The sequence below is a fragment of the Microbacterium sp. MYb66 genome (assembly GCF_002979435.1).
Classification (GTDB): Bacteria; Actinomycetota; Actinomycetes; order Actinomycetales; family Microbacteriaceae; genus Microbacterium.
On the sequence record NZ_PCOV01000001.1, the window covers coordinates 112,212 to 131,015 of the forward strand.

Below are 18,804 nucleotides of genomic sequence, written 5' to 3' on the forward strand. Positions count from 1 at the left end.
CGGCGCGCGTGGAAGAATAGCCGGATGAGCATGCTGAACCGCCCCGCGAACGGCACGGACACCGGCGAGATCGTCGCGTCGATGCGTGACTACGAGAGCGCGCAGAAGACGGTCTCGAAGCTGATCGCGGGGGAGGTGCCGGCGCGCGACATCGCCATCGTCGGACAGAGCGTTCGAACGGTCGAGCGCGTCACCGGAAAGCTCGGATACGCCGCCGCCGCGCGCTCCGGCGCCATCAACGGCGTCCTGATCGGCCTGTTCCTCTCGGCGATCCTGGTGCTCGGCAACCCCGAGGTGCCGATCCAGCTCTTCGTCGGCTTCGTCCTCATCGGCGTCGCGCTCGGGATGCTCCTCAGCCTCGTCACCTACGCGATCGTGCGTCGTCGGCGCGACTTCGCGAGTGTCACGCAGTTCGCCGCGGACCACTACGAGGTCACGGTCCTCGCGGCGTCGCTCGCGAAGGCACGTCAGGTGCTCGGCGCGACCAAGGTCGCGCCGGTGCGGCCGCCGGTGAACCTCGACGAACCACCGCGGTACGGGGAGCGGATCACTCCGGGTGCCACCGCTCCCGAGCCCGCGGAACCCGTCATCCCGCCGCGTCCGGCAGACCCTGTCGCGGACCCGGAGCCGGCTCCGGACGGCGATCCCGCGGGGAATGCCGGCCCCGCGCCTGCCGCCGATGAGGTGGCGCCCCCCTCGCACGCTCCCGTCGTCGACCCCGGCGCCGCTCCCGGCGCCGTGAAACCCGAAGGAGACCTGCGATGACCGCACCCGAGTCCCGGCAGCCCGGGGAGTTCACTCCGCCGCCGCCGCCCCCGGCACCCCCTGCTGCGCCTCCCGTCCCTCCCGCTTCGCAGCCTCCTGCTCCGGCACCTCCTGCGCCGCAGGTATCCGCTCCCGCGCCGCAGGATGTGCCGCACGGCTACGTCGTTCCGCCGGCATACCCGGCAGCTCCCGCCGCGCCGCAGCAGGGGTACGCCGCGCCTGCCCAGCCCCCGGGACACGCCGCTCCGGCATACCCCGGTCAGGGGTACCCGGCACCGTCCCCTCCCGGACAGGGATATCCGGAGCAGTCGTATGCTCCGGCCACGCCGGCACGAGGGCTGCTCCCGTGGGTCCTGGGCTTCCTGATCCTCATCCCGTTCCCGTTCGTGGGCGGGCTCGCCTCGGGCATCGCGATGGCTGCGAGTGGAGGATCCGCTCGACGGGCCGGCGGACCGGCGGCCGAGAACGCGCGGTCGGCGCTGAACTGGGGCCTGACCTACCTGATGGTCTCGACGCTGCTCCTCCTCCTGCACTTCGTGCTGCTTTTCGCGCTGACCTCGCAGACGCCGGCGACGGGGTTCTTCCCCCTCGGCATCCCGATCACGCTGTACTTCGCCGTCTCCGTGCTGCACCTCGTGCTGGTGATCGTTGGCACGGTGCGGGTCTCGTCGGGCGGTGTGATGCGCGTCCCCTTCGCGATCCCGTTCGTACGCGCCTGATGACCACGATCCCGCTCGATCTCCCTGCGGGGCCGACCGCGGTCTCGGCAGACTGGTCGTCGGGACGCAACGGAGCCACCGTGCTCATCGCGCACGGTGCGGGAACAGGCAAGGACCATCCGTTCCTCACCGGATTCGCCGGGGCGCTCGGCGACCTCGGCTTCGCGACTCTGCGCTTCAACTTCCCGTATGTGGAGCAGGGGAGAAGGATGCCGGGGCCGGCTGCGCAGGCGATCGCGACCTGGCGTGCGGCCGTGGCGTTCGCGCGCGAGCAGGACCCGGCGGCGACGGTGTGGGCGACCGGGAAGTCCTACGGCGGACGGATGGCATCGATGGCCGTCGCGGATGGACTCGTCGTCGACGGGCTCGCCTACCTCGGGTATCCGCTGCATCCACCAGGCCGACCGGAGAAGCCGCGCGTCGAGCATCTGCCCGCCATCAGCGTGCCCCAGCTCTTCGTCGAAGGCACGAACGATCCCTTCATCCAGCCCCTCTCGCAATTCGAGGATGCTGTGGCCGGGTGCCAGGACGCACAGGTCGAGTGGGTGGAGGGCGGCGGACACACATTCGAGGTGAAGGGGCTGAAGCGTGCTGCCGCCGAGATCGGCGCCTCGCTCGCACCCCTCGTCGCCGACTTCGTCCTCAGCGCACCGCGCCCCTGATCCGCATCAGTCGATGAGAGTCGACAGCTCGGCGTCCGTGAGCAGACGCAGCACGGTGGAGAGCCCGAGTGCGCTCATCGCCGGGTTGGAGTCCGCGTAGTACCACCCGAGCCCCAGAGCCTGCTGCAGAGCCCAGCCCGCCCCGCGCAGCCATTCCACGTCCTCCGCCCCGACGCTCCGGCGCAGCACCTGCCGAGCCGGAGCGTCGAAGAGATGCCACGCGGCGACGAGGTCGAGCGCCGGATCGGCCGGTCCGAAGCCGCCGCCGTCGAGCACGCCGACGAGACGGGACTCGGCGCCGCGGCCCGCGACGAGGAGGTTGAACGGTGTCAGGTCGCGGTGGCTCATTGCGGGCTGCGACGGTTCCGGAAGAACGCACACGCGTCTCCAGAGGGCCGTCGCCCGTGGCACGTCGAGCAGGTGCGCGCTCCTCGCCAGGCACTCCATGACCCACGCCTCGTGGTCGCTGAGTCGTCCGCCCCGACCCCGGCCGTCGAAGCTCCGCCCGCGGACGTCGACCGCGCGCAGCGACGAGATCAGCAGGCCGACATCTGCGGCGAGGGATTCCGACGACGCCGAAGAATCGTGTTCCGCGGTGTCGCCGTCGAGCCAGCTCTGCACCGACCACGCGGAGACGAAATCCTCGGACGGCGGGGCGACGCCGTACGGCCGCGGTGCGGGAAACGGGATTGCCGCCGCCAGCTCCGCGAGCGCGTCGGCTTCGGCGACGAGGTCCGTCTCGGACGCACCGAGCAGGGGGAACCGGGCGACGTGCTCGTCACCGACGCGGATGATCCGGTTCACCGTGCCGGTCGTCCCGATCGTCCTCAGCAGCTGACCGCTCAACTCCGGGAAGCGTCGCTGGATCAGTCGCGCCGCGAGAGCATCGTCGAGGGCGAGCTCTCGCTCATGCATCCGTCGTGTCAGCCCTGCAGCCGCGCCATCCACGCCTCGACCTCGTCGGCCGTACGCGGAATGTCCGCCGACAGGTTGACCGGACCGTCCTGCGTCATCAGGATGTCGTCCTCGATGCGCACGCCGATGCCGCGGAGCTCGGCCGGCACCGTGAGGTCGTCGATCTGGAAGTAGAGCCCCGGCTCGATCGTGAACACCATGCCCGGTGCCAGGATGCCGTCGTAGTACATCTCGCGGCGGGCCTGGGCGCAGTCGTGCACGTCGATGCCGAGGTGGTGCGAGGTGCCGTGAACCATGTAGCGACGGTGCTGGCCGCCCTTGTCGGCGTCGAGGGCCTCCTCGGCCGTCACCGGCAGCAGACCCCACTCGGCGGTGCGCTCGGCGATGACCTTCATGGCGGCGGCGTGCACGTCGCGGAACCGGACACCGACCCGTGCGGCGGCGAACGCCGCGTCTGCGGCTTCGCGCACCGTCTCGTAGACGCGGCGCTGCACGTCGGTGAAGGTGCCGGAGACCGGGAGGGTACGGGTGATGTCGGCGGTGTACAGGCTGTCGGCCTCGACGCCGGCATCCACCAGGATGAGGTCGCCCGGCACCACGGTGCCGTCGTTGCGCGTCCAGTGCAGGTAGCAGGCGTGCGGCCCGGACGCCGCGATCGTGTCGTACCCCTCGCCGTTGCCGTCCTCACGGGCGCGGCGGTGGAAGACGCCTTCGACGACGCGCTCGCCCCGTGCGTGCGCGGTCGCCGCCGGGAGCTCGCGGATGATGTCGTCGAAGCCGTTCGCGGTGATCTCGACGGCGCGGCGCATCTCCGCGATCTCGAACTCGTCCTTGATCAGGCGCAGCTCGGAGACGAAGCGGGTGAGCGCATCGTCGGCGTCGAGCACCAGTTCCCCGTCGACGGAGGAGAGCTCGTCGAGATGCGCGGTGGCGATGTCGAGGTCGGCGGCGACGCCGGCGAGGGACGGGCGCGCGCCGATCCAGAACTCGCCGATCGTGGCATCCGCGTAGAACTCCGTCGTCGTGCGGTCCGCACGCTCACGGAAGAAGAGGGTGATGTCGTGACCTGCATCGGTCGGGTCGAAGACGAGGACCGAGTCGGGCTCGGCATCCGATGCCCATCCGGTGAGGTGCGCGAACGCGGAGTGCGCGCGGAACACGTAGTCGGTGTCGTTGCTGCGCTGCTTGAGAGAGCCCGCGGGGATCACGAGGCGCTTGCCGGGGAAGGCCGCGGAGACGGCCGCACGACGGACGGCCGCGTACGACGCCTGCGCGCGCGGAGCGGGGAGCGTCTCAGGACGCTCGGCCCATCCTGTCGAGATGGTGTCCAGGAAGCCCTGGGGGAAGGGCTGCTTGCGGTTGGTGGTGCCGTTCTCCGCGGACGCTTCGACGGTGGGTTCTGCGATCGTGTCGCGCTCTCCGGTGCTCATCCCTCCAGTCTGTCATCTGCAGGGCGGGGACGGGAGTTCAGTCGGCCGGCTCGAGCTGCACGATCAGCGCGCGGTGATCGCTGCCGCCGGCCTCGTCGAGGACGACCGAGCCCGTCGGCGTCCAGTTCTCGGACGTCATCACATGGTCGATGGGGGCGCCGGCAAGCGCGGGCAGCGAACTCGGCCAGGTGCCGGTGAGGCCGTTGCCGGTGCGCGACGCGACATCGCGGCAGTAGCCGATGTCGCCTCCGTCCACCCCGAGCGATGCCATGTGGTCGATCGTCGCGTTGAAGTCGCCCGCCAGGATGAAGTCGCCCTGCGGGCACTGGTCGGCGATCCACTGCAGATCGCTCTGCCACTGCTGCATCTCCTCCATGCGCGGAGCGACCGCGTGCACGGCGACGATCGTGGGGCCCGAGTCGTCGATCGGCATGAGCACGACGCTGGGAACGGAACCCGTGTTGCTGGTGCCGTCCTTGGACGACTCGATGACCGAGTACTCGCCGAGATCCGGGGCGACCAGGACGGTCGTCTGCCACGACTGCGGGCCGTTCGGCACATCCGGGCGGAACTGCACGTGATGAACCCACATCGGGTGCCCCTGCTCGCGCAGCATGATGGCGATGCGCTCGCCAACGGCCTCCGTCGTCTCGGGGAGGGCGACGATGTCCGCGCCCTGGTCGAGGATCTGCCGCGCGATCTCCTCCGCGGGCACGGCCTCGCCCGCCGTGTTCCAGGTGAGCACGCGGACGCTGCTCTCGGTCTTCTCCGGGAGCGCGGATGCCCCGAACCCGCGGGTCGCGCCGATCGCGCCGGTCGCCCCCGCACCCAGCAGCGCCACGATCAGGACCGACGCCGCGAACCCTCGCAGCGGGCGGGCGAAGAGCAGCAGGAGCGCCAGCACGGCGACGATGAGGAACCCGCCGAGGACGAGCCCGCGCGCCGACACGAGCTGCGCGAACGGGTACGTCTGCTCGAGATGGAAGAACTGCGGCCAGACGACGACCGCCGTCGCGATCGCGAGCAGCACGGTGAAGAGGATCCCCAGTAGTCGAAACATCCCCTCAAGCCTAGAAGCGCCGCCTGTGAACTCCCTTGCCGACGACTCCTCGGCGCCGCTCGCCTCCGGTGCCGGTGCCGCTCGGTACTCTCGGAGGATGGCCACATCGTCACCCGGGTTCGCCGGTCCCGTCGACCTGCACCTGCACTCCAACCATTCCGATGGCACGGAGTCGCCTGCCGAGGTGGTCGCCCAGGCGCACGCGTACGGGGTTCGCACGCTCGCCCTCACCGATCATGACCGCTCCACCGGCTGGCGCGAGGCCGGAGACGCCGCTGTCGCACTCGGGATGACGTTCATCCCCGGGATGGAGCTGTCGGCGAAGCACGAATGGCGCAGCGTGCACGTGCTCGGGTACCTCTTCGATCCCGAGGACGACGCTCTGCGCGCCGAGACGGACCGCATCCGCGGAGACCGGGTCGGGCGGGCGGAGCGCATCGTGCGGAGCATCGGCCGCGACTACGACCTGCACTGGGACGACGTGGTCGCACAGACCACCCTCGACGCGACCGTGGGACGCCCCCACATCGCGGACGCACTCGTCGCCCGCGGGATCGTGCGCGACCGGACCGAGGCGTTCGACGGCATCCTCCACCCGCGCGAGGGCTACTACGAGCCGCATTACGCACCGGACCCGCTGACCGCCGTGCGCCTGATCACCGAGGCCGGGGGAGTGGCGATCATCGCTCACCCCGTCACCGTCGGGCGAGACCGGATGATGCCCGTGCCCTTCATCGAGCGCCTGATCGCGGCCGGCCTCGGCGGATTCGAGATCGATCATCGGGAGAACACCGAAGCCGGCAAGCGGATGCTGCACGAGATCGCCGCGAAGCACGACCTCATCGTCACCGGATCGAGCGACTATCACGGCAGCGGCAAGCCCAATCGTCCCGGCGAGAACACCACCTCGGACGAGATGGTGGCCCGACTCGTCGCACGCGGCACCGGCATCGCCCCGCGTCTTCCCTGATCCTCGGCATTCTGTCGGCCATCTCCCGGCGACCTGTCGACCGGGGCCGATACCGTCCGTGGAATGCAGCGAGCGACTTCCCTGGAGCGCCGCGTCGATGCGATCGCCCACCGCGTTCTCCTCGGCGCCCCGGCGAACGGCATCCGCGCCGGCCTGGTCGAGTTCGCCGTCTTCGTCCTCAAGCAGGCCTGGGCGTGCATCTTCGGTGCGGCGCTGCTGCTCGTGATCGTCGCGGCGCGCCTGTGGTACCCCGACGATGCGGCGCTCGCCCGCAATGACGCGCTCACCATCGCCGCAGTTCTCATCCAGGTGGCGATGCTGGTGTTCCGCCTGGAGAGTGGTCGTGAGCTCTGGGTGATCGTGCTGTTCCACGTGACGGGGACGGTGATGGAGCTCTTCAAGACCGACGTGGGGTCGTGGGCGTACGCCGCGGAAGGATTCCTGCGCATCGGGGGAGTGCCGCTGTTCAGCGGGTTCATGTATGCCGCGGTCGGCTCGTACATGGTCCGCGTCTACCGCTTATTCGACCTCGGCTTCGCCCGGTATCCGCGACGGTGGATGACGGCGGTCCTCGCAGCGGCGATCTACCTCAACTTCTTCGCACATCACTGGTGGTGGGATGCCCGCTGGGTGCTGCTCGCGGCCGTCGTGGTGCTGTGGCTGCCGACCGTGATGCACGCACGGGTCTGGCGCCGGACGCTCAGGCTGCCGCTGCTGGCGGTGTTCGCGGGGGTCGCCGTCTTCATCTACCTGGCGGAGAACATCGGCACCTGGGCGGGTGCGTGGGCCTACCCCGATCAGGCCGAGGTCTGGCAGCCGGTGTCGTCGAGCAAGCTGAGCTCGTGGTTCCTGCTGATGATCATCTCGGTGGTGCTGGTCGCGTGGGTCTACCCGCCCCAGGTCCCGGCCGCGCTGCTGCGTGATCCGAGCGACGGCGTCCCGATCGATGCCCGTGCCGCCGAGGGAGAGCAGACCGGTCGGGCATGACGTCCGTTTCGTCCGTCCGGACACGCGAAGGGGCGCACACGTCGGGAGGTCAGCCCGAGCGTGTGCGCCCCTTCAGCGTGGAGTTCAGGCCCCGGTGACCGGAGCAGCTCCCGCGCCCGAGCCGCCGCGACGGCGACGGCGACGGCGCGCCGGTGCCGGCTTGCCGTCGTGGTGCTCCTTGCCCGCGCCGTCATGCGTGCCGGCGCCCTCGGCGCTGCGATCGGCGGCGGGAGCGGACTGGCCCTCGCCGGTGGCCGCCTCCGAGGCGCCTTCGGTGAAGGTCGAGCCGACCGGGGTGGTGCTGTTGCGGCGGCGGCGACGACGACGCGTGCCGCCCTCGTCGGTCCCCTCGGCCGCGGCATCCGCGGCGCGCTCGGGCCGACGGGTGCGCTCGGTCTTCACGGACTCCGTCTTCGGAGCCGACACGAGGCGGCCCTTGGTGCCCTGGGGGATGTCGAGGTCCTCGAACAGGTGGGGGCTCGACGAGTAGGTCTCGACGGGCTCGGGCTGTCCGAACTCGAGGGCGCGGTTGATGAGGGCCCACTTGTGCAGGTCCTCCCAGTCGACGAAGGTCACCGCGATTCCGGTCTTCCCTGCGCGACCGGTGCGGCCCGCGCGGTGCAGGTACGTCTTGTCCTCGTCCGGGATGGTGTGGTTGATCACGTGGGTCACGTCGTCGACGTCGATGCCGCGGGCGGCGACGTCGGTCGCGACGAGCACGTCCCGCTTGCCGGCCTTGAACGCGGCCATCGAGCGCTCGCGCTGATCCTGACCCATGTCGCCGTGCACGCCGCCGACGTTGAAGCCGCGGTCGCCCAGCTCGTCGACGAGGCGCTGTGCCGCACGCTTGGTGCGCGTGAAGATGACGGTCTTGCCGCGGCCCTCGGCCTGCAGGATGCGGGCGATGATCTCGTCCTTGTCCATCGAATGCGCGCGGTACACGAGGTGCTTGATGTTCGCCTGCGTGAGCCCCTCGTCGGGGTCGCTCGCACGGATGTGGATCGGGTTCGTCATGAAGCGACGCGCCAGGGCCACGATCGGCCCGGGCATGGTCGCGGAGAACAGCTGCGTGTGGCGGACGGCGGGCACCTTCTGGAAGATCTTCTCGATGTCGGCGAGGAAGCCGAGGTCGAGCATCTTGTCGGCCTCGTCGAGCACGACCTCGGTCGCGTTCGAAAGGTCGAGCAGCCGCTGACCGGCGAGGTCGATCAGACGGCCCGGCGTGCCGACGACGATCTGGGCGCCGGCCTTGAGCTGGTCGATCTGGCCCTCGTACGCCTTGCCTCCGTAGATGGCGACGACGCTCGTGGAGCGGTTGCTCGTGAGGAGATCGATGTCCTCGTACACCTGGACCGCGAGCTCGCGGGTGGGTACCACGATGAGCGCCTTGACGCCGTGCTCCGGGTCTTTGCCGAGGCGCTGGACGACGGGGATGCCGAAGCCGAAGGTCTTGCCGGTTCCCGTCTTGGCCTGACCGATGATGTCCTGGCCGGGGAGGCCGAGGGGGATGGTCTGCTCCTGGATGGGGAAGGCCTCGACGATGCCCTTGGCGGCGAGTGCGTCGACGATGTCCTGATCGACGCCGAGATCAGCGAAAGTTGTCACTATATTCAGATTGCCTGTCCGGCGAGCCTGCGGGATCGCCACGTAAACGGATCCACGCCGTCTCTTGTGCCACAGGCGCGGGGCCCCGCTCCGACGGCGGGGACACGCCAAGCCTACCCGAGGGGTGCTGTGGGCCAGGAAGCACAGCCGCGCACGAGTATTGTGAACGACGTGGTGGACTCGGGAGGACGACCTCGTGGTTAAGTGGTTCTGGCAGCGCGATGACGCGCCGCGGCGCACCCTCGCCCTGCGCAGCAGAGGGGAGCAGGGAGACGCGACGCGCATCGACTTCGCCGAACTCGCCCCCGAGCTCAATCGCTTTCTCGGCCAGGCGGCCTATCTGCAGCTCGGCTACTTCGAGACGCTCACGCGCCTGATCCGCGCCACACCCGAGCTCTCCGAGAAGGAATCGCTCTCACGCGCGGCGGGGGCGACGCTGACGAAGCATCGGGGGATCGTCGCGCTCATCGCAGAGCGCGGAGACGATCCCACGCAGGTGATGCTCCCGTTCCGGGAGAACCTCGACGCGTTCCGGCGAAAGACGATCGGCGCGCGCCCGCGCGAGACGCTGCTCGCCGTCTACATCACCGCCGGCATGCTCGACGACTTCTATCTCGCGCTGGCCTCGAGCTACGGCGACACCGGGCGTCGCGTGGCGGAGATCCTCCGTGAGGACGACGCGCGGCACGAGATCGTCGCCATCATCCAGGAGACCATCGAGAGCGATGAGGAGTGGCGTTCGCTGCTCTCCATGTGGGCACGCCGACTCGTCGGTGACACGATCCTCGTCTGCCGTTCCGCGCTGCGGCCGGAGCGCCTCGACGTGGACGACGAGCGCATCGAGCCGGTGTACACCGAGCTCATGGGTGCGCATGCGCGGCGCATGGACGCCATGGGCCTCGCGTCGTGACGACGGGCGCGCTGCGGGTCAGATGCCCAGCGCAGCCCGGCCCTCGGCATCGGAGCGCTTGCGCAGGGCGGTGATCCCCGCCGTCGCCAACGCTGCGACGACCGCGGCGCCGAGTACGCTCGCGAGCCACAGCCAGATGCTGTCCTCGCCGACACCCGCCCACTGCAGGCCCGTATAGGCGACCGCCGAGACGGCGGTCGCGATGGCGGGAGCGAGCGCCACGCCGCGGAGATCGCGGCCAGCGATCAGGAAGTGCACGGCGATACCCAGGGCGCACGCCCCGATGAGCGCGAGGAGGATGTACATCGTGGGGTCAGGCGACGAAGCCGACGCGGCGCGATTCCTCGGAGCCCAGCTCGATGTAGGCGAGGTTCGCGGTCGGGACGATGTAGGAGTTGCCCTTCACATCGGCGAAGCTCACGTGCGTGGCGCTCTGCTCCAGCGCCGCGGCGACCTGGGTGCGGACCTCGTCCGCGCTCGCGCCGGTGTCGAAGCTCAGTTCACGGCCGGTGTTGATGATGCCGATGCGGATTTCCACGCGTGCTCCTTGAAGTTCGGGGACTGCGGCCAACTCTACCCCGCGCGCACCGGGGCGGATCGGCCGCCGGGCGCGGTTTCGCCGTGAGCGCACAGACCGGTGTCGGGGATCCGTGCGCGCGAGGCGAGCGCGTGCGGACGACGATGTCCGCGCGTCCGGATAGCGTGGAGGACATGACATCGGATGCCGCGCAGCGAGCCGTGATCGCCGCCGAGCCGACCTCGTCCGGCGTCATCATCGGCGCACCCGGCACCGGAAAGACCCGCACTCTCGTCGCCCGCGTCGTGCACCTGCTCGATGCCGCGCAGATGCGGCCGGAGCAGGTGCTCGCGCTCACTCCGAACCGTCAGGCCGCGACGGCGCTGCGCGACCGCATCGGAGTACGGATCGGTCAGGCGACCCCGGGTCCGCTGGCCCGATCGCTCGGCTCCTTCGCCTTCCAGCTCGTCCGCGGGGCGATGGTGCGAGAGGGAGCGGAGCCGCCGGCACTTCTCACCGGAGCCGATCAGGATCGCATCATCGCCGAGCTGCTCGCCGGAGACGCCGACGACGGACGCATCCCGTGGCCGGAAGCGCTCAGCCCTTCCGTGCGCGCCTCGAAGGGCTTCCGCTCCGAGCTGAGGGCCTTCCTCGCGGAGTGCACCGAGATCGGAGCGCTCCCCGACGAGCTCCGCCGATCCGGCAACGAGGTCTGGTCGGCGGCAGCGGAGTTCCTGGTCGAGTACCGCGCCGTGCTCGATGCCCTCCGCGCCGCCCATCGTGATGCCGCGGATCTGCTGAGCGAGGCGAGCGCCATCCTGCACACGGCCGACACGGCGACGCTCGGTCCGCTCGCCCCGCTGCGCGTGGTCCTCATCGACGACGCGCAGGAACTCACCCGCGGCGGGATCGCGGTCGTGCGAGCCCTGCGCAGCCGGGGGATCGCGGTCCTGGCATTCGGCGACCCCGACATCTCCTCCGGTTCCTTCCGCGGAGCGAGCCCCGAGCTTTTCGCCCGACTCGCCGGCGTGCTGGGCGAGGTGCATGTGCTCGACGGCCCGCATCGTCAGCGCCCGGCCCTCACGGCGCTCACGCGAACCGTGACCCAGGCGATCGGCGTGTCCGGACGTGTCGATCACCGGCGTGCGCCCGTGCCCGTGACGTCCGACGAGATCGACGCGCGGGTCTCGACGTTCCTCGCCCCCTCTCCCCACGAAGAGCTCGATCGCATCGCCGGAGTCATGCGGGCCTGGCACCTCGCCGAGGGGGTCCGCTGGGATCGGATGGCCGTCATCGCGCACGACACGCGACAGGTGACCACGCTCGAGACCGAGCTCGCCGCTCGCGAGATCCCGACGCGTGCCGCCGGTGTGCAGCGGCCGCTGGGGAGCGAGGGGATCGTGCGCGACATCGTCGGCATCGTGCGCCTCGCCCTGACCCCTGTCGAGGAACGCACGCCGCAGGCGCTCGAAGAAGCCATGCGCACCCCGTTCGGGGGGATGGATGCGATCGGACTGCGCCGACTGCGCGCACGGCTCCGCCACATCGAACTCGAGCAGGGCGGCTCGACACCGGCGCGCGAACTGCTGCGTCAAGCCATGGCGAATCCGTCGCATCTGACGCTCATCGACGCGCCGGAGTCGCGCACGGCCGAGCGGTTCGCCGAGACGATCGAGGCCGTCGCGCGAGGCGCGGCCGCGGGCGAGACGATCCACGATCTGCTGTGGCGGGTGTGGGATCAGGCGCGTGCGGTCGACGGACGGCGGCTGCAGGTCGCGTGGCGCGAGATCTCCCTGCTGCCGACCGGCGCGGAGACCGCGCGCTCGCTGGACGCGCTGGTCTCGCTGTTCGATGCGGCGAAGCGGTTCGTCGAACGCACCCCGAACGAGAAGCCCGAGACCTTCGTGCGGGACATCCTCGACAGCGAGGTTCCCGAGGACTCCCTGTCGACCCCGGATCGTCCGGGAAAGGTGACGCTGTTGACCCCGGCCACCGCCCTCGGCACCGAGTTCGACGCCGTAGTCGTCGCCGGGGTGCAGGACGGCGTGTGGCCGAACGTGCGGCTGCGTGGCGGTCTGCTGCAGACGTGGCGGCTGGCCGACGCGATCCAGGCGGCGCGCACGGGCGTGCGCATCGAACCCCCCGGAGTCCTGGATCGTCGACGGGCGGCGCTGCACGACGAACTCCGGCTGTTCGTCCGTGCCGTCTCCCGGGCGCGGGAGCGACTCCTGATCACCGCGGTCGACGACGACGACCTGACGCCGAGCGCGTTCTTCGGCTTCCTCCCCGCACCGGAGCCGCCGGAGCGACACGCCTCGGCAGAGCACCCGCTGACCCTGCGCGGGCTCGTCGCCCGGCACCGGCGCACCCTCACCACCGCGTCCTCGGGGTCGGCTCGGCGAGAGGCCGCGGCGCAGCTCTCGGTTCTGGCCCGCGAGGGGGTGCCGGGGGCGGATCCCGCCGAATGGTACGGGATGACCCCGGCGTCGACGGATGCTCCACTGCGCGATCTCGCCGTCGCGGGGGCGCGGGTGTCGCCCTCGAAGATGGAGTCCTATGAGGAATGCGGCCTCAACTGGGTCGTGTCGGCGCTCGGTGGCGACACGGTGATGCCGCCCACGGCCGGCATCGGGACGATCGTGCACGAGGCGATGGAGCGCGTCCCCGACGGCGACCTCGAGAAGATGCGTGCGATCGTCGCGGAGCACTGGCCCGAGCTCGACTTCGAGACCGAGTGGATCGGTCGCAAAGAGAGGCGTCGGGCTGACCTGCTGGTCGGGCGGCTCCACACCTATCTCGGTGACGTTCGTCGAGACGGCGGCCGCGTCATCGGCAGCGAGGTGGAGTTCCGCTTCGCGGTGGACGTCGCCGACGAGAGCGAGGGCGACGCGGTGCCCGCGGTGCATCCGGTCGGTGAGGATCGCGGGAATCAGGCGATCATCCACGGCTACATCGACAGGGTCGAGGCGTACCCACCCGGGGCGGGCGAGCATCCGCATGCGCGAGGACGTGGCTGGGAGCAGGTCTCCGGTGGGCCCGAGGGCCCCACCGTGGTCGTCGATCTGAAGACCGGGAAGAACGACCCCGAATCGGACTCGGGAGTCCTCGAGCACGCCCAGCTGGCGGCCTACCAGGTCGCCGTCCAGCAGGGGCTGGTCGAGGGTGCACCTCCGGCATCGCTGGCGGGGGCTCGCCTGGTGATCGTGTCCAAGACCCTCGCCAAGAGCGACTACCGCATCGCGCACCAGCACACACTCGACGCCGATTCGCGATCGGCCTTCCTGCGCCGGGTGTCCGATGCCGCTCGAGGCATGTCCGCCTCGAGCTTCACCGCGCAGGTCGAGTCGCACTGCGCCGACACGCAACGGCGGGTGCATCCGTGCCGCATCCACACGGTGCCGGCGGTGAGCTCATGACGGGCTGGAGCGAGGGCGAGGGGCTCTCGGCGACCGACATCGCCGCTGCGCTCGGCCAGCCCTCGCCGACACCTGCCCAACAGCGCGTCATCGAGGCGCCCCCCGAGCCCGCCCTCGTCGTGGCCGGCGCGGGCAGCGGCAAGACCGAGACGATGTCGGGACGCGTCGTCTGGCTCGTCGCCAACGGGCACGTGCGGCGAGACGAGATCCTCGGTCTCACGTTCACACGCAAGGCCGCGGGCGAGCTCGCGGAGCGGATCGGCCATCGACTCGCCGTCATCGACGAGTACGGTCGTCGCGGTCTGCTGCCACATCTGGCCGGGATCGTGCGCGACGGCTCGCTGCGCAGGGTCGACGAGGCAGGGCAGGGACGGCAACGCGAACTGGTCCGCGCGCACGTGCTCGACGACCTCGCGGCGCACCACGGCACCGGGTGGGACCCGACCGTCCCTCGCTCGGCGGAGGATCTGATGATCCGGCCGCGCGTGTCGACCTACAATGCGTTCGCCGACGGCATCGTCCGCGAGCACGCGGCGCGCATCGGTCGAGACCCCGACGTGGCGATGCTCAGCCAGGCCGCCTCCTGGATGCTGGCCCGCGAGGTCGTGCTCCGCAGCGACCTGCCGGAGCTGGAGGACATCGACTTCGCCCTCGGCACGGTCATCGATGCCGTGCAGCGCCTCGCCGGGGCCGCGCTCGATCATCGGGTCGACCTCGACCTCGCCGAGCGCATCGCGCAGGAACAGGCCCTCGCGTTCGAGCCGTACCGCGGCAACGGCGACGTCGAGAAGGCGGCCGTGAACCTCCTCAGCCTGCCGACGCTCGCACGTCTGGTCCGCGAATACATGGCCGAGAAGGAACGCCGCGGTGTGCTCGACTTCGCCGACCAGGTGGGCGGCGCCTACGACATCATCGAGTCCGCCCCCGATGTGCGCGACGAACTCCGCGAGCAGCATCGGGTCGTCCTGCTCGACGAGTATCAGGACACCTCGGTGATCCAGACCCGCTTCCTCGCGGAGCTCTTCCGCGACTCCGCGGTGATGGCGGTCGGCGACCCGCATCAGTCCATCTACGGCTGGCGGGGTGCGAGCGCCGACAACCTCTACGCCTTCTCCGGGACGTTCTCGAGTTCGGGCACCGCCGAGACCTACAGCCTCATGACGAGCTGGCGCAACGACCGCGGCATCCTCGGGATCGCGAACCGGGTGCTCGAGCCGCTGCAGCGTCCGGGGCTCGACGTGCCACCGCTCGAGCCCCGGCCGGGAGCGGGCGAGGGCACCGTCACGGTGGAGTATCCGTTCACGGTCGACGACGAGGCCTCCGCGGTGGCGGACTGGTTCGCCGAGCGCCGCAGCGCACACGACGCGCGCCCCTCCGCCGAGGCGCCGGGGGCAAAACCGCACACCGGCGCGATCCTGTTCCGTTCGAAACGGCACATGCAGACCTTCGCGGCAGCCCTCGCTGCTCGAGGCATCCCGCACCGCATCCTCGGCCTCGGCGGTCTCCTCGCGACCCCTGAGGTGGTCGACGTCGTCTCGACCCTTCGCGTCGTGCACGATCCGACCGCGGGCTCGGCGCTGATCCGCCTCCTGACCGGGCCGCGATTCGGGGTCGGGGTCGCCGACATGGCCGCGCTCTACGATCTCGGCCGCACGCTGTCGGAGCGCGATACCGCGATGGCACCGCTGCCGGAGGAGGTGCGGGCGCGGCTGCGTTCGTCGCGCGGCGCCGACGAGGCGGTCTCCATCATCGATGCGGTCGACGTGGTTCGCGCCGTGCGCGACGACTACCGGCTGGTCCAGACGATCACTCCCGACGGCCGCGCGCGGATCAGGGCCGCGGGAGAGATGCTGGAACGGCTGCGGCGAGCGTCTTCACAGCCGATCCCCGAACTGATCCGTCTCATCGAGCTCGAACTGCGCCTGGACATCGAGCTGGCGGCCAATGAGACCCGAGGCCCCGCACGCATCGCGGCGACCCAGCTGCGCGCGTTCGCCGACGAGGTCCGGGCCTTCCTCGCCGCCGACGAGCGGGGAAGCATCGGCAGCCTGCTCGCATGGCTCGACAAGGCGGAGAGCACCGACGAGCTGATGCCGAGGCCCGAGCCGCCGGAGGCCGGCGTCGTCCAGCTGCTGACCATCCACGGCTCGAAGGGCCTGGAATGGGACGCGGTCGCCGTGGTGCGGCTCGTGGTCGACGAGCTTCCCAGCAGGGTCTCCGACACCTCCGGCTGGTTCGGGTTCGGGGTGGTGCCCTTCGCCCTGCGCGGCGACCGGGAGGCGCTGCCTCGCTTCGAGTGGGATCCCGCCGACGCGGTCGGCGGCGAGACCGACCCGGTCAAGCGGCAGAGACTCGCGCAGGCGTCGCTCTCCGGTGGTGCGACCAAGGCGAATCCGCAGGGCGGCGCGCTCAAGCGGTTCAAGGACGCCTACCGCGCGTACCAGCAGCAGGAGGAGCGACGGCTCGCCTATGTCGCGGTCACCCGTGCGCGGACCGACCTGCTGCTCAGCGGCTCCCACTGGGCCGGACAGAAGGCGCCGCGCACCCCCAGCCCCTACCTCGTCGAGGCGATCGAGGTGCAGGGACTGGACCCGATCGAGACGGTCGACCCGGACGACAACCCGTATGACGGTCCCGGCTCGACCCTCCGCTGGCCTCTCGACCCGCTGGGCGCGCGAAGGGCCACGGTCGCGGCGGCGGCGGCAGCTGTGACCGACACCGCCCGCGCAGGTACGGCCGAGCCGTCGATCGAGCTTGCACGCCTGCTCGCCGAGCGGGCCGCCCGTCTGCGCGGAACAGACGCCGAGGCTCCGACTCGCGTGCCGGCATCCCGGTTCAAGGACTACGTCACCGATTTCTCCGGCACGCTGTCGTCGATCGTGCGCCCGATGCCGGAGCGGCCCTACCGGCAGACCCGACTCGGCACGCTGTTCCACGCCTGGGTGGAACAGCGATCGGAGCTCGTCGGCGTCGGCAGCCGCGTGGACGAGGCGCTCTGGGAACTCGACGAGGATGAGATCCTGTCGGAACCCGTCCAGGGGCCGACCGGATCCCTCGACGGGCCGGGAGCCTCCGCGGACGCCGCCGACCTCGCGATCCTGCAGGAGACGTTCGAGCGCAGCGAATGGGGCGGCCTGAGGCCGATCGCCGTGGAGATCGAGATCGACTTCGCGCTCGGCGCCGGTCTGGAGGGCTCGGGAGGCGACCGAGGGCACATCGTGATCTGCAAGCTCGATGCCGTGTACCGGCGTGCCGATCGCGGGGGCCGTATCGAGATCGTCGACTGGAAGACGGGCAAGGCTCCGCGTACGCCTGCGGAGCGGGAAGAGCGGATGCTGCAGCTCGCGCTCTACCGTCTCGCGTATCACCGACGCTTCGACGTGCCGCTCGACGAGATCGACGTGGCGCTCTACTACGTGGCCGACGACCTGATCATCCGCGGCGACCGTGTCTACTCGGAGGAGGAGCTCTTCCAGCGCTGGAGCGCCGCACGTGCCGCGCGCTGAGCCTCGTCGGAGTCGTCGGAATCGTACTCGTGGTCCGTGCCCGGAGTGAGGGGATGCGAGTCTTCGCCGACTCCGGCTGAACCTCTGGGGCCGGAGAACAGGCTCGCGACGCCGGAGAGATCTTCGGTCTCGACGTTCAGCATCTCGGCACGGTGGGCACGGTCGTCCTCCGGCTCGCCCGTGGATCCGCCGGCCGGGCTCTCGTCCGGTGACGTCTCGGAGTCCGTCGGAGCCGTACCGGAGTCCTCATCGCCCTCTGCCCACAGCTCCTCGGGGTTGTAGGCGTCCGTGTGCATCGACGTGTCCACGTCGCTCACAGTGCCCTTGGGGACACGGTCGAGCGCATCCAGGGCGGAGTCGACCCCGGCGCCGCGGGCATCGATGATGCTGAGGTCGTCGTTGTGCAGACCGTCGGCCAGCGCCTCGAGCAGCGCGGCTGCGTCGTCGACGATATCCGGCCGATGCATCGAGTCGCCGTGGACCAGCCACCGCGCGAACTCCAGCTCGGCAAGCAGACGGGCGCGCACCTCGAGACCCCCGTCGGGTGCGCGGTCGATGGCACGGGCGTAGGCGGCGTGCACATCGGCTGCGGCGTCGGGCGCTGCCGACAGCCAGGAGAGGTCGAGCGCGGGGTCTCCGACGGAGAGCCCGTGCCAGCCGACCAGCCCGATGACCTCGGGGCCGCGGTCGGGGTCGTCCTCGAACAGGAACGAGGTCGCCTGCACTCCGCCCAGGATCACGGTGGACTCGAAGCGCCACAGTTCGTCGTCGGCGACGGCGTCGCGCCAGCGCACGGTCAGACGGGCAGGGACTTTGCCGGTGGCGGCTGCGGTGTCGACGAGGCGCTCCAGTTCCGCCCGGCTCTCCTCGGCACTGCGCGTGGCGAGTCCCGCTCCGCGAACCACGGACGTCGGCAGGCCGTGGACGGCGGCGATGGATGCGCCCATCGACTCCGCGGCGCCGCGTCCGGCCGGCACCAGGGCGGCCTCGATCTGGAAACCGGGCAGGAGCTCGGTGACGAGCGCGCGACCTTCCCCGATGCGGGTCTCGCCGATGTAGGCGGGGGCGCGGAACGGGAGCATGGCCCTCGCACCGTCGGTCAGCGCACGGAGCGCGATCGCCTCCGCGGCCAGTTCTCGCGCCGTCTCGTCGTCGTCGGCGACGCGGATGGCGAGCTCGCGACCGTCCGCGAGCGAGGCGATCGCCGAGTCGAATCGTGCGTCGCCGTCGGCACTGAGACTGCGGGCACCCGTGACCTCCGCCCCGGGCAGTGCGGCGGTCACTGCCGCGGCTAGAGTGAAAGGAGAGCGTCCCATGCCCCCAGGGTAGGTCGGCTCAGGGG

Annotated in this window: 15 protein-coding genes; 8 read left to right on the forward strand and 7 right to left on the reverse strand. The window is 70.7% G+C overall.

The window, feature by feature from the left end:
• The first annotated feature begins 24 nt into the window (after positions 1–24).
• The 3 genes from CQ045_RS00560 to CQ045_RS00570 are packed head-to-tail and all read left to right on the forward strand — an operon-like array spanning position 25 to position 2,146.
• Entirely contained in the window at positions 25–765 is a 741-nt protein-coding gene (locus CQ045_RS00560; protein ID WP_105720761.1) for a general stress protein, read from the forward strand.
• Positions 762–1,484 carry a DUF4870 domain-containing protein gene (locus CQ045_RS00565; RefSeq protein WP_105720762.1) on the forward strand — a complete coding sequence of 241 codons (723 nt, stop codon included), beginning with the start codon at positions 762–764 and terminating at the stop codon, positions 1,482–1,484. Before CQ045_RS00560 ends, CQ045_RS00565 begins: the two co-directional genes overlap by 4 nt.
• A complete protein-coding gene (locus tag CQ045_RS00570; protein WP_105720763.1) occupies positions 1,484–2,146 on the forward strand; it encodes an alpha/beta family hydrolase in 663 nt (220 codons plus the stop codon). Before CQ045_RS00565 ends, CQ045_RS00570 begins: the two co-directional genes overlap by 1 nt.
• Before the next feature lie 6 nt (positions 2,147–2,152).
• Here CQ045_RS00570 and CQ045_RS00575 read toward each other — a convergent pair whose 3' ends face one another.
• From CQ045_RS00575 to CQ045_RS00585, 3 genes are read right to left on the reverse strand one after another with little or no spacing between them, the layout of a single operon-like run.
• Entirely contained in the window at positions 2,153–3,061 is a 909-nt protein-coding gene (locus CQ045_RS00575) for a phosphotransferase (RefSeq protein WP_105720764.1), read from the reverse strand.
• Between the two features lie 8 nt (positions 3,062–3,069).
• Positions 3,070–4,491, reverse strand: a complete 1,422-nt coding sequence (locus tag CQ045_RS00580) for an aminopeptidase P family protein (protein ID WP_105720765.1) — start codon at positions 4,489–4,491, stop codon at positions 3,070–3,072.
• Between the two features lie 37 nt (positions 4,492–4,528).
• Positions 4,529–5,551 carry an endonuclease/exonuclease/phosphatase family protein gene (locus CQ045_RS00585; protein WP_105720766.1) on the reverse strand — a complete coding sequence of 341 codons (1,023 nt, stop codon included), beginning with the start codon at positions 5,549–5,551 and terminating at the stop codon, positions 4,529–4,531.
• 97 nt (positions 5,552–5,648) lie between these two features.
• Between CQ045_RS00585 and CQ045_RS00590 the strand changes: the two genes are divergently transcribed.
• Both CQ045_RS00590 and CQ045_RS00595 read left to right on the forward strand, forming a co-directional pair.
• On the forward strand, positions 5,649–6,521 hold the full coding sequence (locus CQ045_RS00590; RefSeq protein ID WP_105721320.1) for a PHP domain-containing protein: 873 nt from the start codon (positions 5,649–5,651) through the stop codon (positions 6,519–6,521).
• A gap of 63 nt (positions 6,522–6,584) precedes the next feature.
• Positions 6,585–7,508 (forward strand): DUF817 domain-containing protein, encoded by a 924-nt coding sequence (locus tag CQ045_RS00595; protein WP_105720767.1) that lies wholly within the window; start codon positions 6,585–6,587, stop codon positions 7,506–7,508.
• 84 nt (positions 7,509–7,592) lie between these two features.
• Here CQ045_RS00595 and CQ045_RS00600 read toward each other — a convergent pair whose 3' ends face one another.
• Positions 7,593–9,113 (reverse strand): DEAD/DEAH box helicase, encoded by a 1,521-nt coding sequence (locus CQ045_RS00600; RefSeq protein WP_105720768.1) that lies wholly within the window; start codon positions 9,111–9,113, stop codon positions 7,593–7,595.
• Between the two features lie 196 nt (positions 9,114–9,309).
• On the opposite strand from CQ045_RS00600, the gene CQ045_RS00605 reads away from it, so the two are divergent.
• Positions 9,310–10,023: a ferritin-like fold-containing protein gene (locus tag CQ045_RS00605; protein WP_105720769.1), complete on the forward strand. Its 714-nt coding sequence runs from the start codon at positions 9,310–9,312 to the stop codon at positions 10,021–10,023.
• Between the two features lie 18 nt (positions 10,024–10,041).
• On the opposite strand, the gene CQ045_RS00610 is transcribed toward CQ045_RS00605, so the two are convergent.
• On the reverse strand, positions 10,042–10,329 hold the full coding sequence (locus CQ045_RS00610; RefSeq protein WP_105720770.1) for a hypothetical protein: 288 nt from the start codon (positions 10,327–10,329) through the stop codon (positions 10,042–10,044).
• Positions 10,330–10,336: 7 nt separating this feature from the next.
• Positions 10,337–10,561, reverse strand: coding sequence for a DUF3107 domain-containing protein (locus CQ045_RS00615; protein ID WP_105720771.1), 225 nt, complete (start codon positions 10,559–10,561; stop codon positions 10,337–10,339).
• 173 nt (positions 10,562–10,734) lie between these two features.
• Between CQ045_RS00615 and CQ045_RS00620 the strand changes: the two genes are divergently transcribed.
• Complete coding sequence (locus CQ045_RS00620) at positions 10,735–13,956, forward strand: ATP-dependent DNA helicase (protein WP_105720772.1); 3,222 nt, start codon at positions 10,735–10,737, stop codon at positions 13,954–13,956.
• The gene (locus CQ045_RS00625; RefSeq protein ID WP_105720773.1) at positions 13,953–17,462 is read left to right on the forward strand and encodes an ATP-dependent DNA helicase; all 3,510 of its coding nucleotides are present in this window, start codon (positions 13,953–13,955) and stop codon (positions 17,460–17,462) included. The genes CQ045_RS00620 and CQ045_RS00625 overlap by 4 nt, the downstream gene beginning before the upstream one ends.
• Here CQ045_RS00625 and CQ045_RS00630 read toward each other — a convergent pair.
• Complete coding sequence (locus tag CQ045_RS00630) at positions 17,408–18,778, reverse strand: phosphotransferase (protein WP_258130833.1); 1,371 nt, start codon at positions 18,776–18,778, stop codon at positions 17,408–17,410. The two genes, CQ045_RS00625 and CQ045_RS00630, sit on opposite strands and share 55 nt — an antisense overlap.
• Between the last annotated feature and the right edge of the window lie 26 nt (positions 18,779–18,804).